This is a genomic window from Sphingobacterium corticis, assembly GCF_042684745.1.
In the GTDB taxonomy this organism is placed as follows: domain Bacteria; phylum Bacteroidota; class Bacteroidia; order Sphingobacteriales; family Sphingobacteriaceae; genus Sphingobacterium; species Sphingobacterium corticis.
On sequence record NZ_JBHUMA010000004.1, the window covers coordinates 552,044 to 566,567 of the forward strand.

Sequence of the window (14,524 nt, forward strand, 5' to 3'; positions counted from 1 at the left end):
ATGAAGCGTATTGCCTTAATCGGCGTACGCTTTTTCCTTTCTAGATATTAATATTCCGTTTGAAAAGCTCTGAAACTCGATCGAAGTCCGATAGTAAAAATATTGGCTGTCGTTCTACCGATACTATTTGGCGCATCCTCAATACGATTAATTAAGCCTATCTCCGCGCGAAGATTATATCTTGGATTCAGAATGTAAGCTGCTCTAATTTCGTTGTAGAATAAATTACGAAGGTCGCCCCGGCCGATTCGAAATGCAGCGTCGCTCATATCGCTCCGCAAAATGTCATGTCCAACGTTCGTCGACGCACTTGGATCAACACCATAACGAGAAAACATACTTTGGCCATAAAAATCGAACTGTTTCCATCGATAGGTAAGAATACCAAGCACTTCGCGAAAGTTTGCTCCGTTTGGATGAGCAATCGATTCACCGTTGTTACTGTAATTAATTCTATTATTAGGATGCTGATAGGTATATGGTGCCGCCTGATTAAATTCGAGCGTTATATTCAGACGGTCTACTTGAAACAAATCATGTGTTTTCAAACCTAACTGGTAAGCAGTTCGACGGTCTTTATCCTTATTGAAGTTAAACTTCGACAGCTGATCCGCGTACAATTGACCATAAACAATCCATTTTGGGAACGGCCGATATTTGACGTTCAAGCCCAAACCGCCGTTAGCACCGCCATCATGCGAAGCATCACTTTGCGCCCAAATCAATGAATGAAATAACCCAACGGTGAAATTATCTGCCGCCAAATAATCCACGTATTGAAAAGCTGCAAATTTAATTCCTTCACCTAGCCGAGTTGTGAATGCAGCTGTATCGCCGGCGTAAGTTCTTGGATTATGTCGGTCAAGCATCGTTCCCCAAACGCTATTATATTGAAACTTCTTGACTTTTCCGGAGACATGAGCGTGTGCGAAATTATATGGACTTTCGGACATCAAAACCGAACGATAACCATCTCCAATATGCATTTTATCGTACGCTAACGTCATCCGAAGCGCTGGATTTACCTCATAAGTCATATTTACCGTCGCATTCATCCAGTCAAATCGACTAGTTTCGACGTTTTTAGAGAAACCCTGCCCCGGAATACCTCCAATTCGCTTAGCAGCACTATCAATATGCGTCGGAAATCGAGCTTGATTTTCGAAGAAATTGACGTAAAGTGAAAATTTATCGCCGACCGTGAGTCCGGCTTGCGCCCCACGTGTGTTCGTCCATAAGCTTTTTTGATGTGTTCCGCTTTGCGTTCCAACGATGAAATCCGGCAGGAAGTCCAAGTAAAAACTATGGTCCTCCTTTACAACTTGCACCAAATGCTCGTCAAATATTTTTCGAAGAAACCAATTTTTCGTAGAATCAGGCAATCCCGGCGACAGATCAAAATCGCCCAACGTACGTTGAACTAAAGGCTTGACAGCCGTGTGCCCCAACGTAGTATCCGCGTAGCGTTCTTTTTGAAAATAATGATATCGTTGGTAAGAATAAGGTTGATAGCTAATCTGTGCTCTTGCCTCATTCAATAGCGCAATCACAAATATACAAACGAACCATTTCGCCAGCGATTTCCCAAAGTTAAGCGTATCCATCAAAACGTACTTATTGTAAGTTTCGAAGATACGCTTTTTTCGAGCGATTGGACACCCAAGATGTAATGTGTATTAGTCAATCAATTTTGATTGATGTTTTTCTAAGGTATTGTAAACCTTTTTCACGTCCTGCGATTTCTCCTTTTGCACGAACAGCATCGCATCCGAAGTAGAAACAACAATCGTATTTTTCAAACCGACAAACGCTGTATAAAGATCAGAACCTAATACCATATTCCCATTTTCGTCTACCGGATGACCTGTTTCTACCAAATAATCGTATAAAGATTCGAAAGAACCTAAATCCGACCACGCGAACTCTGTAGCTACAACACGGATTTTTTTAGAACGCTCCATTACCGCGTAATCAATACTAATCGAAGGTATTTTTTTAGATAATGCTTCATCCAAACGTCCGTCGGATTGATTATTCCATGTAGCTAATGCAGCAGCATAAACCTGTGGTTCGAACTGTTGCAATTCGTGTAGTAAGGTATCCGCTCGAAAACAGAACATCCCAGAATTCCACAAGAAGTTACCGCGTTCGATGAAATCTTCCGCTGTGTCCTGATTCGGCTTTTCGCGAAATGATAGCACTTGATCTTCCTGAAACTCAATGTACCCGTAGCCAGTTTCTGGGCGTGTAGGTTTAATACCGAAAGTAACAATATAACCTTGACGTGCCTTTTCAATACCTGCACGAATGGAGTCGCCGTAAGCTTGTTCGCCTACGATTACATGATCAGACGGCGTAACAATCAGAATATCATCTGGATTAGCGGCGAAAGCTGCAAATGCAATAGCGGCGGCGGTGTTCCGAGGGGTAGCTTCAACAACATCGGTGTATTGAATACTTTGCGCGTCCATCACTTCTTTACTCAACTGATGGTTATCACAATTTCCCACAACAGTCACCTGATCGCAGTATGCTTGATTTCGATTGACGGTCATCGCGAATAGCGAGCCTTCTTTGAAAAGTTTTAAATATTGTTTTGGATTACTTTTTCGGGACAATGGCCACAATCGGCTACCAACACCGCCTGTCAAAATTACGTGGATAACGTTGCTCACGGAAATCTAGTTTTTATTAATGTTATGCGATGTTTTTCGATCGTTTGCACATGCTGCGAGAAAACATTGCGTTTACCAAATTGTTACAAACAAGACACATATCGTTCGACGTGTGAATGTTTTTTAAAATTATTGAAAGATACATATTTTCAACCGATAGATTACTTAATAAGCATTTTTTAATACGCGAATTATTCCCAGAATAGCTTTCTTAAGCGGTTATTAAATCGAATTAGCGTAACATTAATTTGCCACCTGCTTAGCAATTCTTTATATTTAAGCATAACATTAACTCATGAAAAAAAGCATTATCGCCCTCACGGGCGCTTTTTCGATTGCGCTAGGAACCCTTCATGCGCAGTCGACCATAGAAAAAGATACCACCCGCCGTTCTGGATTATCTGTGCAGGTAATGGGTGGATATGCTGGTGACGAAGTAGCTCCATTTTGGATGCGTTCCAATCAGTTTGGATCGGTTCCGCTCGATGGCGGATCAGGAAGTGTTTTGCTTCGCGGATTTAAGGAGTACAACCAACCCGGCGAATGGAGAGGTCGCGAAGCAAACGATAACAAACTTTGGGATTGGGGATACGGCTTGGAAGCGCGCGCGAATGTTGGACACAAGTTTCAAGGACAACTGATCGACGCTCACGCGAAAGTTAGATTTGCTATGTTTGAAGCGCGATTAGGCAGAAGCAAAGACGTGATGGGTTTGAACGGAGATACATTGTTAACTTCAGGTAATTTTGCCGTATCAGGAAATGCACTTGGGGTGCCTAAATTCGAAATTAGTATTCCTGAATACTACAGATTGCCTTGGTTCGATGGTTTGTTATCGTTCAAAGGTAATTTCGCGAATGGTTATATGGGTCGGCACGAATTGAAGCCGTCCTCATTTCGGGTACCGACCGATGATTATAGTGTTCCGACTTATATGCACCAAAAATCATTATATGGTCGTTTGGGTCGAGCAGATTGGAAATTGCAACTTTTCGGAGGATTTAATCATCAGGTACAGTGGGGCGGAGAGGCCGATAGATATGGTCGTGACTTTGACTTGAATTTTTTCCAAACATTATCTTACGTCACGTTCGGCCGAGCTTACGGCGGACAAGGTAATCCGATCCCACGTTCCAAAATTGGAAACCACCAAGGATCAGTAGATATCGGTGCGTCGTATAATTTCGGTCCGGTTACCTTAATGGCTTATCGACAAAATTTTTATGATGTGGGTGCGCTATCCAAATTGGCGAACATTCGGGATGGATTGAATGGCGTTACATTGACCAATAACCAATATCGAAAAACTCAAAAAGACTGGGATTGGAGATCGTTATTATTTGAATTCTTCTATTCCAAAGATCAAGCAGGTTATCCGTGGTCGAAACCGACCGCATCCGGTGACGAAGATTACTACAACAACTCCGAATATTTGGAAGGTTGGTCTTACAAGGATGCAGGTATGGGATCACCATTGATCATCACAGGACATACCGCTCGCCCCGGTCAAGCATTATTTCCACACGATTTCTTCATTAGCAATCGCGTTGTTGCCGCGCATGTCGGTGCCAGCGGACATATCAAGGATTGGAATGTGCTCACGAAAATTACCTATGCAAAACATTATGGTACATTCGCGACAAGCGAATATGGCAAATCAACTGGTAGAACATTCCACCAACCACATAGTGAGATGTTTGTTCCGGTCAGCCAATTTTCTGCCTTCGTGCAAACCGAAAAACAATTCTTCTCAAATACATGGATCGGCGGCATGTTTGCCATTGATCAAGGGAAAATGTTGAGAAGTGGTTCCGGACTATTATTACATGTAAGGCGCGAGTTTTAACCCACGCCTTACAGCCTTTCAGGAAAATACCCAGCAGAAAGATTATCGAATGGTAATCTTTCTTGCTTTTAGCTAACTGTAAATCTTCAATTTTCTCACATCGTTTTCCAAAAGAAGACTGTTTTGGCGAATCATCTTTTTGAAATCCTCCGCATTCGGATCGCCTTTGAATGGTACATAGTAATTGTTTTTGCTGTTTACCCAAAAACAAAACGCAACCAAATCCTTTGGAAAGAACTGGGTGCATCGAGAAGTGAAGTAGCTGACATCCGTATTATTCTTTTTGCCACCTTCAGCAATAAAATACGATTTATTTAGCTTTTTAGATGCGCTACGCATAGCATCCAATGATTTAGACAATCTAGCTTTTAAAACGTCGGGCTTATAGTTTTCATAATCGTAGAAGTCCATCGAGCATAAATCAATGTAATCGTTCCCGGGATACCGCTTTGTATACTCTTCCTCGGAAGACACGCGGTCTGTATTATACACCCAAAGAATATTGTTCACGCCCTTTTGTTTACTCAAGTATTCGTGTGTCAGTCGATACAGTTTTATATATTCTTCATCGGTGCAGCGCTCGGTTCCCCACCAAAACCATTTACCCGTGCATTCGTGGAAAGGACGAAACAAAACTGGAATTTCAACCCCGCTATCGTCCACTAATTGATCGAAAAATGTCGCCAGCATATCCAGCCATTTCAAATACGTTTGCTGTATCGTTTTATCGTTTAAGATTTTATTAACTGTGTTCCCAAAATCTTTTACCTTTCCATTACCGGCGCGGTTTTTTTGATCATAATTCACATCGATTGGATTTCTGGTATGCCACGAAATAGAAACCAAAAGTCCTTTTCCATAAGCATATTTGATAGCATCCACCACGCGCGAAGTAGTTCCATCTAACCAAACTCGATCATTTCCACGTTCGATCCCACCGATGTCGTAAGCGACCATTCCCGGAAACTGTCCGGTCACATCTTTGAAATCACTCTCGTCCAACCCTCGCCAACCCGTTCTCGACAAAGTATTTGTGCTTTGATGACCTAAAATAACTTGATCACTACGACCAATCTTCACCAAATTATGAAGCAGCTGCCGGGTTCTATTGGTAATGTAATTGTTTGAGGGAAATTGTGCGGAAATGTGATGTATGTTTGTATCTATCATATTCATCGTTTTGCTTTGTTTATGGATACTCGATATAAAAATAAAGGAGGGCGAACCCTCCTTTAAAACGTTTTACCATTTGATTTATTCTGTGCTGATGCGCAAATAGCTTTATTCGCCGATTGCGTAATACGCGAAGCCCTGCGATTCCAATTCTGATCTATTTAGCAACTTACGGCCATCAAAAACGAATGATGGACGCTTCATATCCGCCTTGATACGTGTCCAATCGTACGTTTTGAATTCATCCCATTCGGTCAATACGGCCGCAGCATGAGCACCTGCCAAAGCTTCGTAAGGATCATTCACGACGCGTACTAATCGGCGATTATCTTCCGGAGAGCGTGTGCCTAAATAATCCAAATCGCGGTAAATCTGCTCTGCGGTTACTTTAGGATCATAAACCACAACTGTCGCTTCTTCCGCCAATAAATGGTCAGCCACGTAGATCGCTGCTGATTCGCGAGTATCGTTTGTGTCTTTCTTAAACGCCCAACCCAAGAAACCAATATGCTTTCCGTTTACCGTGTTGTACATCGTTTGAATAATCTTCTCTGCGAAACGCGTTTTCTGGTGATCGTTCAGCAAAATCACTTGCTCCCAGTAATCGGCTACCTCTCGCAGGTTATACGAACGCGCGATGTACACCAAATTCAAAATATCCTTTTGGAAACAAGATCCACCGAAACCAACCGAAGCTTTTAAGAATTTCGATCCGATACGCGAATCTTGTCCAATTGCTTTGGAAACTTCATCGACATTCGCTCCGGTTGCTTCGCACAATTCTGAAATGGCATTAATGCTGGAAACGCGCTGCGCTAAAAAGGCATTAGCTACTAATTTGGAAAGCTCCGAAGACCATAAATTCGTAGTCAAAATGCGCTCTCGCGGCACCCAAGCTTCATAAACTTGTACCAACGCTTCAATTGCTTCTGCGTTTTCTCCACCGATCAATACGCGATCCGGATTATGTAAATCTGTAATAGCTGTACCTTCCGCCAAGAATTCCGGGTTCGATAAGATGTGGAAATTCACGCCGTTTCCGGTATGATCTAAGATCGATTTCAAAGCTTCCGCGGTACGAACCGGCAAAGTGGATTTTTCTACCACGATTTTATCGGAGGTAGCCACCTCAGCGATCTGACGCGCACAAAGCTCGATATATTTTAGATCCGCAGCTTGTCCTTTCCCTTTTCCGTATGTTTTGGTTGGCGTATTCACCGAAATGAAAATCATATCTGCTTCAGCGATCGCCTTGTTCACGTCAGTCGAGAAAAATAAATTTCTGCCACGGGCTTCCTGCACAACGGCATCCAATCCCGGCTCGTAAACAGGTAAATTCTCTAAGTTTTCATCATTCCACGCTGCGATACGCGCTTGGTTCAAATCAACTACCGTAATATCAATATTTGGATTTTTCTGCGCAATTACCGACATCGTAGGTCCGCCTACGTATCCTGCGCCAATACAAGTTATCTTCTTAATTTTGCTCATTTATCTAATTATTATAAAAATGAAAAAATCATTTATGCTAAAATATCACTAATTCCCAAAGGGATTCTTATAAACACCACGCTTTTCTTTAAATATCAAGGTAAAAAATGGCAAATCATCAACCATATATCGCTTCCAAAGTCGACCCGGCTCCTTCCACATTCTGTAAAGCCATTCCAACGACAATTTCTGCATCAAAACAGGCGCACGTTTTAGTGTTCCCGCCTCGAAATCGATTGTTGCTCCGAGCGCCATAAAAACTTTCACGCCGGACATCAAATGCTTGTATTTAAAAATCCACTTTTCTTGCTTTGGAGCACCTACACCAACTACCAACACCGTTGCGCCGGATTGGTTAATTTTGTCGACAATATCCAAGCATTCTTGTTCGTTTTTTTCAAAACCATAAGTAGGCGAATAATGATCGATTACAATTTCGCGCCCAACCTTCTGGTTGATCTTCGCAGCAGCTTTCTCTGCAATACCTTCCGCAGCGCCCATCAAAAAGATGTTAACTGCTTCGTTATTGCGATGAAAATTATAATAAGCCGGAAAGAATGAGGAACCGGGAATCACTTCTTTCACAGGTTTCCCTAAGAATTTTAAACCAAGTTGCACAATTTTGCTGTCGCAGATGACCCAATCGGTTTGCTGATATATTTGATACAATTCTGCATCCTTTTGCAGCTTAATCAAATGATCCACATTCGGCGTAATCAGCACACCTTCATCGAAAGATTGCAATAATTCCTCCGTGCTGATATCTAGAATATCTATGTTTAACAGTTTAACTGTTCTTTTCATCAATTTTCACTTTAACATTAGAACCAAACTTCTTACGTAGCTTCACGAAAGGCATTTCCACTTTGTAGTAAGAAAAAAGTGATAGCGCAATCGTAACGGCAAAAACAAACAGCTGCCATTCCAAACCAAATCTTCTGAAATATAAACTAGCTAACGGAATCGCTAACCAATGGAATAAATAGATCGAATAGCTTAATCGTCCGATATAAATAAATACTCTGTTGGAAAGAAACAATTGATCAACAATCGATTTACCTCCATACATAGCCCAGGTTACTAGTGGCGCTAGACAGATACCTTGAATGGTGTATCTCCAAGTTTCTCTAAATATATCATCTCTGTAAATGAAGGTCGCCGTTAAACATATTAAGCTAATTAGGAGCACCAACCTATTTGTTAAGAATCTAAATATACTCTCCGATGCATTGTGCTTAAATAGCAAAAAAGCTAAAAATGATCCATAGAATATGTCATCTATACGCGTATGAGTCAGAGCGTAGTTGTATTTCTCGTAAATACCTTTTTCTTCGTAAATCTCCACATTATACAATCTTATCGCCAATGGCGTAATCAACAAAATCACAGACAAAATTGTGTGTAATTTCACTCTAGAGTAAGTCGAATACAAGAAAAGTGGATAGAATAAATAATAATGTTCTTCGATAGATAATGACCAAAGGATTTTGAAAGAAAGGTACAATGAATGTACTTCTTTGTAGTCGATTAGATACGCGTAATAATAATTTTCAAAATAAAATAAAGCGGCGAAGATCTGAGATGGGATAATCTTTACTTTATGCAGCAGAAGAAAACTAACGATCAATGCAACAAAAAAGAGTAGCGCTGGATAAAGCCTAAACGCGCGCCTAATATAAAAATTTCGAAAGTTTATAGTTTTAGATTCTTCCAATTCATGCATCAGCAATTTGGCAATTAAAAATCCACTGATGAAAAAGAACACCGTTACTCCAAAGCCACCCGGGATTAAGTGACCGAAGCCCAAATGTGAGAAGAACACGATCAGAATAGATATTCCTCTGATGCCGTCGAGCTGGGCAATGTTTTTGTTATCTAATTGCATACTATTTATGGCTAATGGTTTTTCGTACGCTTGTTTTCCCGATCGATCATTACCTTTTTGTAATCCAAAATCTTCTCTAAACCAATGAAGATATTGCTTCGATTACGCAAGATTTCTTTCGCAACGTAGGATTTGACACCAAATTGATGCGCTTTCGAAACGAAATACAGCACCGAATATTGGTATGCACTCAAATTGCTTTGTCGAAGCATATTATTCACTCGGATCGTTTCATCGAAGCGAGCAAGGAAATATTCGGGCTTGATGGTGTTCACAATACTGCCATCGCGGATAGTTACCGTATATAAAACGAAATCGGAAATCTCAAAAGTTTTAGCCAACACACCGCATCGACAAGAAAACCACATATCGTTACCAGCGATTACTTCCGCGAAGCTAATATGATTATCTTCAATAAATTGACGGCGATAAATCTTACCCCAAGGCACGGAATACTTGTACAGCACATCGCGCTTGCCCTTTGTTTTGTAAGCATCGATTAGTTCATTGAAGAATAAATGGCGATGACTTTCTTCATACGTATCCGAATCCGCGGAATGCACTTTATAGTAAAAAACGTCGATTTCCCTTTCAGCAACGCGATCCAGCTCCTCATTGAAACCTGCATTGAAAAAATCATCCGAATCGGCTAACAACACATATTTACCGCGTGCGTGTTCTAATCCAACATTTCTACTTGCTCCTGCTCCACGCTTCCCCTTATTATGGTAAAGCGAAAATGTATGACTAGCTTGTAGTTTCTCCAAATTGGCAATTTCTTGCACATCGCTATTATCATCGACTACGATCACCTCCAAATCAACACGTTGCGGAATAGATTCCAACAAGCGTTGAAGTAGTTGAGTCGCATTCTTATGAGGTATAATTACTGAAAAAACCATACTTACGCTTTAAAAATATCCGACATAATGTTGATTGCCAGCTCGTGATAGGCAGATTCTTCGCTTTGCAACTTCGCTAGCAATGGTGTTTTGTTTTGAAATACGAGACCTACGTTCGTAAGTGCTGTAGGCGTTCCTTCCTGCGTATCTACTAAAAGTTCTTTCAATCCAGCGTCTGAAAAGATTCCGTTGATTTTAGCATGTTGCTGAATATCAGTAAGTATAATCGGCAAACATGTGAACTTGTAGGCCAACAAAGCAACGTGCAAGCGATTTGTTAACACAAAATCGGCTGAACTATAATATCCAGCGCCTTGCAAATCGATCTGTGCTTGGCGCAAGGTAATTGGAAAACGGCTTTTAAATTTTTCGTAAAGTTGCTCGCTAAATGCTTTGTCGGAAGCAACTTGATAAGCGATTTCAAATTGATATTGACCTTGATAATTCATCGAAATCTGCTCTAGAATTTGCACCAAAGATTGCTCGTAGGCATCAACCGCCGATTCGCCGTGCACAGCACTTCTAAACGATATCACGACTTTCGGTAATGCATTTGCAACTTCCGTTGGAACCGTAATACGCGTTTCGGGATTGGGTTGATAACTCCAACATAAATCCGGGAAAAACTTTGCGTGGTTCACGCCAATTCCTTTCGCATATTTTAAGGAAATAGAATCGCGCACGTAATAGTTTCTTACGAACCAAGCACGAAAACGCTCACCAATTTTGCCCATGCTACTCAACGGACCAATGGAAAATCCGATCTTTATAATTTCTACGCCAAGAATATTCAACAATAGATAGAATAACCCTGTTAAGACATATTTACATCCGGTTACGAAGGAGTTATCAAATTGGTGCCCCGGAGGCGAAGCCAAAAAATATACTTTTTTCTGCGGATCGAAACATGCATTGAACGCATCAGCCACCAAAGCGCCGTGAAATCCTTTTCCTTTTTTGGACACACGCTCTGCCTCCGTTACTTCCAAATTCTGTAGGTAAAATTCCGGCATTTTTGCGTCGCTTACCACAATTGATGCGTGCTTGCGAAAGTGATCCAACAAGCTTTTATTAATCAGCTGATCGCCAATATTGTGATATTGTGTATAACCTTTATAATATAAAACCCTATTCATGCAATGATTGGTAATAAGCGTAATAACTTGATTCGATTTGATAGATATTGAACTTCTCGGCAAATGCGACGCGTTGTTCAGCAGCTTGGCTATCAATAGCTTTTGCGTCGGATAATCCCAACAATTTATCGGCTAGTTCATCCACATTTTCGACAACAAAATTTGGTTCAACTTGCTCCACTAATTCCTGTAAACCGCCGCCATCCCGCATTACCAAAACGGGCTTGCCTAAATGCATACATTCGATAGCGACCAAGCCAAATGGCTCTGAAACGGAAGGAAAAACGCATACGTCCATTACCGATTGATACGCGGTCACTTCCGTTTGGAAACCAGCGAAAACGACTGCATCGGTAACTTTAAGTTCTTTACTCAGATTTTCTAAAGATACTCTTTCATCGCCATCGCCCACCAAAAGCAAGGTGCCATCTCCGCCTTTTTCTAAAAACTTAGCGAAAGCTTGAATGAGATAATCGACGCGCTTCCAGCCGATAAAGCGAGAGCTTGTGCCGATGATAAATTTAGCTGGCTTGAGCTGTGGAAAAGTGGCAAATGGTAAACTGCGATCGAAGTTTTCTTTGAACAGCACGCCGTTATAGATTACTTCGTTATTCTTTTTCTGAACGCCTTTTTCCAACCAGTAATCTTGTGAATATTTCGAGTTGTTCACCACACCCAAACAGCATCTGTTTAATTGGGAAACTTGAAATTTCACTTTCAACTTCGCATATTTTGATTGTTCCCGACGAACAGCGCCCGCGGTATGCACCGTGAATATCACCGGAGTTTTGGAACGGCTCAAAGCTTCCAACAGCAAGGGCTTGTAGATATGCAACTGTGCTAAATCGTAATTGTTAACAATCTGCTGAATGCGTTTGTACTTGCTGAGCCTCCACTCGAATGGTTTGATCGCTTCGTAGTAGATTTTTACACCCAACGTTTTCATACGCGGATTGGCCACCTTGTCTTCCTCTTGACAGCATAATATTGCTACCTCAAGATTTGGATTGGCCGACTGCGCTTGCACCAAATAATAAAGATAACTCTCTATTCCGCCGAAAAGGAAGTCGTGCACCACATGTATAATTTTCATCTTAGGCATGTTGTTGTTTTAAGATTTTAACGAAAAATTCCCGACTAATCCGCGCACCATTTTCTGCACTTTTCGCGTTTTCTTCTTCCAATTTATTTTTGATTTGATTTTCTGTAGATATAATGTTGGATTGCGTCGCGGTTGCTTTAAGCATTTTTGCATCGCGATATCCAAAGCGTAAGATGATTCTATCCGATCCAGAAACTGCGTATAATCATCCATAATTTGCGCCGAAGAATAACCTTCTACACGAACAGCGTACACAAAAAAATCATCCACTAAATCCGTTACAACTTCTTTGTGATATCCGCGCGGAACGAATTGTTGTTTAAACAGATTCTCGATCACTACCAATTGCGCTAACGCACGATTTCTTCCCTTTTCGATATTTTGGGAAGAACTATTTACCGCCGAAGTCGGCACATCATTGTATAGATAAACTACACCATTGATCGTTGCAATGTTGGATGTTCTTGCGAAGAATTTCAGGATGAAATCCTGATCTTCGGAGTATCGCAATTGTTCGTCGAACCGAATTTCAAAAGCTTCAATAAGATCACGTTTGAAAACATAGGACCAAACAGCATGTGTATATGTTTCGTTAGCAAAATAGCGGTTGATATCCGTATACAGTGTTGATTTCGTTGGTGCGACCTGATACAAAACGCGTTCGCCGATTCGCCTTTCAAAACCAACTTGAACAACATCCGCTGCATTTTTACTCAGCGATTTTTCGAGCATCAGAACATAATCTGCCGTCAGGTAATCGTCGCTATCCACAAAGCAAACGTATTCACCAACTGCGCTTTCTATCCCCAAATTTCTCGTAGGAGAAACGCCCGTATTTTCTTTGTCGATTACCGTGATGAATGAATGCTTTACTTCGAAATCGCGTAAAATTTTTAAACTATCGTCCGTTGATCCATCGTTGATCAAAATGATTTCTATCGCACTAATTGCATTATTCGCGCTAAGCAAAATTGCTTCCACGCACGCAGCAATGTGCTTTTCGGCATTGTACACCGGAACAACAAAGGAAAACTTAATTTCTTTCTTCACGTCGAACTTTTTTAGTTTTTGATGGAAACAGCTTTGGTGAAAACACGTAACAACAGATAATAAATACCGACAAAGGCTGTTCGCTAAATGCCAACGAATTGTTGGTTGAACTTAATAGCAGAAAAACGCCTGTAATGAAAAGCACTTGTATCGTTTTATATCCGCTGAACAAACGACGGAATAACCGAACATACATGAAGGTAAGTAAGGCTGTAAAAATAACGCCATAACGAACGATGAAGATCAGCCAATAATTTTCTACGCGAGCCATGCCAATCCGATCTAGTACGCGACCAAAGGAATCCGCGGAGGTTCCGAATAAGAAATCGTTTAAGCTATAATAATCGAATATCGCCCAAACTTCCAAACGAGCCGCCGCGCTGCTATCGTCAGAAAGATCAATTTCTAGCAATCGATTTCCCCATCCGGCAACAAAAAGCAAATACATCAACGCCGTCACCGCCACAGCCATACCAAGTATTAAAACAGGTTTTGCTTTCTTAACGCGTTTTTTATTAGATAGTAGAACGCCGATGAAATGGACGCCCAAAATCGCTCCCCAAAGCACGATGGAACTTCGCGTATTGAAACACAAAAGCGATACAAAGCCTAAACAGATCGCACCATATTTCTTCAACAACGGCAAGGATTTGTCCCAAAGCAGAAAGCTCATAATCGTGGACGTCATCAATGCATTATTCAATGGGTGATTCTGCAAAGCGGAGCTTCTGAATGTACCATCAATCACACCTCCGCCCGTTTCACTTCCAGTGAAAGGAAAGAAATTGATGTACAGTAACCGTTCGGCAACAGCAAATAAGCTATTAAAGATGACGAATCCGATTACCCAAGGCCTGATTTTGCGAACCGTTTGAATCGGCATTCCACGGATTATTAGCGAAATCAATGCCGGTAACATCAAGCCATTCGGAATACCCGATAAACTACCTGTATTCCCGATGAGCACCATCGTGAAAATGAGCGCTGCAATGGTGAGCAATATTTGCACTTCCTCCAATCGCGTTTTAAGAATATTCTCTTTATTAGATATTCCTACTAATAACAACACGAAATAGAATTGAGGAAGCAATTGTTGGTAGGAAGCTGCGCTTGGAGAACCTGTCCGCCAGCCGAAAGCATGCCAAATACTAGTGCCTACGAAAATGGTGCAGGCAATAACAAAGAAAAACACATACCTAAACCTATAGTTTGGATGGTAACTTCCTGTTTTTAGTATGGACAACCGATTTAACATGCTTTATTT

At 41.2% G+C, this 14,524-nt stretch carries 12 protein-coding genes; 1 reads left to right on the forward strand and 11 read right to left on the reverse strand.

Annotation, left to right across the window (positions count from 1 at the left end):
- Positions 1–47: 47 nt before the first annotated feature.
- Entirely contained in the window at positions 48–1,604 is a 1,557-nt protein-coding gene (locus ACFSQ3_RS03705; RefSeq protein WP_380867577.1) for a gliding motility protein RemB, read from the reverse strand.
- A gap of 72 nt (positions 1,605–1,676) precedes the next feature.
- A complete protein-coding gene (locus tag ACFSQ3_RS03710) occupies positions 1,677–2,675 on the reverse strand; it encodes a mannose-1-phosphate guanylyltransferase (RefSeq protein ID WP_380867580.1) in 999 nt (332 codons plus the stop codon).
- A 295-nt stretch (positions 2,676–2,970) separates the two neighbouring features.
- On the opposite strand from ACFSQ3_RS03710, the gene ACFSQ3_RS03715 reads away from it, so the two are divergent.
- Positions 2,971–4,521 carry a capsule assembly Wzi family protein gene (locus tag ACFSQ3_RS03715; RefSeq protein WP_380867582.1) on the forward strand — a complete coding sequence of 517 codons (1,551 nt, stop codon included), beginning with the start codon at positions 2,971–2,973 and terminating at the stop codon, positions 4,519–4,521.
- A 72-nt stretch (positions 4,522–4,593) separates the two neighbouring features.
- On the opposite strand, the gene ACFSQ3_RS03720 is transcribed toward ACFSQ3_RS03715, so the two are convergent.
- From ACFSQ3_RS03720 to ACFSQ3_RS03760, 9 genes are all read right to left on the reverse strand, one after another.
- Positions 4,594–5,697, reverse strand: coding sequence for a glycoside hydrolase family 26 protein (locus ACFSQ3_RS03720; RefSeq protein ID WP_380867583.1), 1,104 nt, complete (start codon positions 5,695–5,697; stop codon positions 4,594–4,596).
- Positions 5,698–5,802: 105 nt separating this feature from the next.
- On the reverse strand, positions 5,803–7,185 hold the full coding sequence (locus tag ACFSQ3_RS03725) for a nucleotide sugar dehydrogenase (RefSeq protein WP_380867585.1): 1,383 nt from the start codon (positions 7,183–7,185) through the stop codon (positions 5,803–5,805).
- A 48-nt stretch (positions 7,186–7,233) separates the two neighbouring features.
- Complete coding sequence (locus ACFSQ3_RS03730) at positions 7,234–7,989, reverse strand: WecB/TagA/CpsF family glycosyltransferase (protein WP_380867587.1); 756 nt, start codon at positions 7,987–7,989, stop codon at positions 7,234–7,236.
- Positions 7,973–9,070 (reverse strand): acyltransferase family protein, encoded by a 1,098-nt coding sequence (locus ACFSQ3_RS03735; protein ID WP_380867590.1) that lies wholly within the window; start codon positions 9,068–9,070, stop codon positions 7,973–7,975. The genes ACFSQ3_RS03730 and ACFSQ3_RS03735 overlap by 17 nt, the downstream gene beginning before the upstream one ends.
- An 11-nt stretch (positions 9,071–9,081) precedes the next feature.
- Complete coding sequence (locus tag ACFSQ3_RS03740; protein ID WP_380867591.1) at positions 9,082–9,972, reverse strand: glycosyltransferase family 2 protein; 891 nt, start codon at positions 9,970–9,972, stop codon at positions 9,082–9,084.
- Positions 9,973–9,974: 2 nt separating this feature from the next.
- On the reverse strand, positions 9,975–11,108 hold the full coding sequence (locus tag ACFSQ3_RS03745; RefSeq protein ID WP_380867594.1) for a polysaccharide pyruvyl transferase family protein: 1,134 nt from the start codon (positions 11,106–11,108) through the stop codon (positions 9,975–9,977).
- Positions 11,101–12,201 carry a glycosyltransferase family 4 protein gene (locus ACFSQ3_RS03750; protein ID WP_380867596.1) on the reverse strand — a complete coding sequence of 367 codons (1,101 nt, stop codon included), beginning with the start codon at positions 12,199–12,201 and terminating at the stop codon, positions 11,101–11,103. Before ACFSQ3_RS03750 ends, ACFSQ3_RS03745 begins: the two co-directional genes overlap by 8 nt.
- Before the next feature lie 18 nt (positions 12,202–12,219).
- On the reverse strand, positions 12,220–13,260 hold the full coding sequence (locus tag ACFSQ3_RS03755) for a glycosyltransferase family 2 protein (RefSeq protein ID WP_380867599.1): 1,041 nt from the start codon (positions 13,258–13,260) through the stop codon (positions 12,220–12,222).
- Positions 13,244–14,515, reverse strand: a complete 1,272-nt coding sequence (locus ACFSQ3_RS03760; RefSeq protein WP_380867600.1) for a VpsF family polysaccharide biosynthesis protein — start codon at positions 14,513–14,515, stop codon at positions 13,244–13,246. The genes ACFSQ3_RS03755 and ACFSQ3_RS03760 overlap by 17 nt, the downstream gene beginning before the upstream one ends.
- Positions 14,516–14,524: the final 9 nt, after the last annotated feature.

What these genes read in the sequence shown, in the direction of transcription:
- ACFSQ3_RS03705 (WP_380867577.1), bottom strand. Translation starts at nt 1,604, where the DNA reads ATGGATACGCTTAACTTTGGGAAATCGCTGGCGAAATGGTTCGTTTGT.
- ACFSQ3_RS03715 (WP_380867582.1), top strand. Translation starts at nt 2,971, where the DNA reads ATGAAAAAAAGCATTATCGCCCTCACGGGCGCTTTTTCGATTGCGCTA.
- ACFSQ3_RS03720 (WP_380867583.1), bottom strand. Translation starts at nt 5,697, where the DNA reads ATGAATATGATAGATACAAACATACATCACATTTCCGCACAATTTCCC.
- ACFSQ3_RS03725 (WP_380867585.1), bottom strand. Translation starts at nt 7,185, where the DNA reads ATGAGCAAAATTAAGAAGATAACTTGTATTGGCGCAGGATACGTAGGC.
- ACFSQ3_RS03730 (WP_380867587.1), bottom strand. Translation starts at nt 7,989, where the DNA reads ATGAAAAGAACAGTTAAACTGTTAAACATAGATATTCTAGATATCAGC.
- ACFSQ3_RS03735 (WP_380867590.1), bottom strand. Translation starts at nt 9,070, where the DNA reads ATGCAATTAGATAACAAAAACATTGCCCAGCTCGACGGCATCAGAGGA.
- ACFSQ3_RS03740 (WP_380867591.1), bottom strand. Translation starts at nt 9,972, where the DNA reads ATGGTTTTTTCAGTAATTATACCTCATAAGAATGCGACTCAACTACTT.
- ACFSQ3_RS03745 (WP_380867594.1), bottom strand. Translation starts at nt 11,108, where the DNA reads ATGAATAGGGTTTTATATTATAAAGGTTATACACAATATCACAATATT.
- ACFSQ3_RS03750 (WP_380867596.1), bottom strand. Translation starts at nt 12,201, where the DNA reads ATGAAAATTATACATGTGGTGCACGACTTCCTTTTCGGCGGAATAGAG.
- ACFSQ3_RS03760 (WP_380867600.1), bottom strand. Translation starts at nt 14,515, where the DNA reads ATGTTAAATCGGTTGTCCATACTAAAAACAGGAAGTTACCATCCAAAC.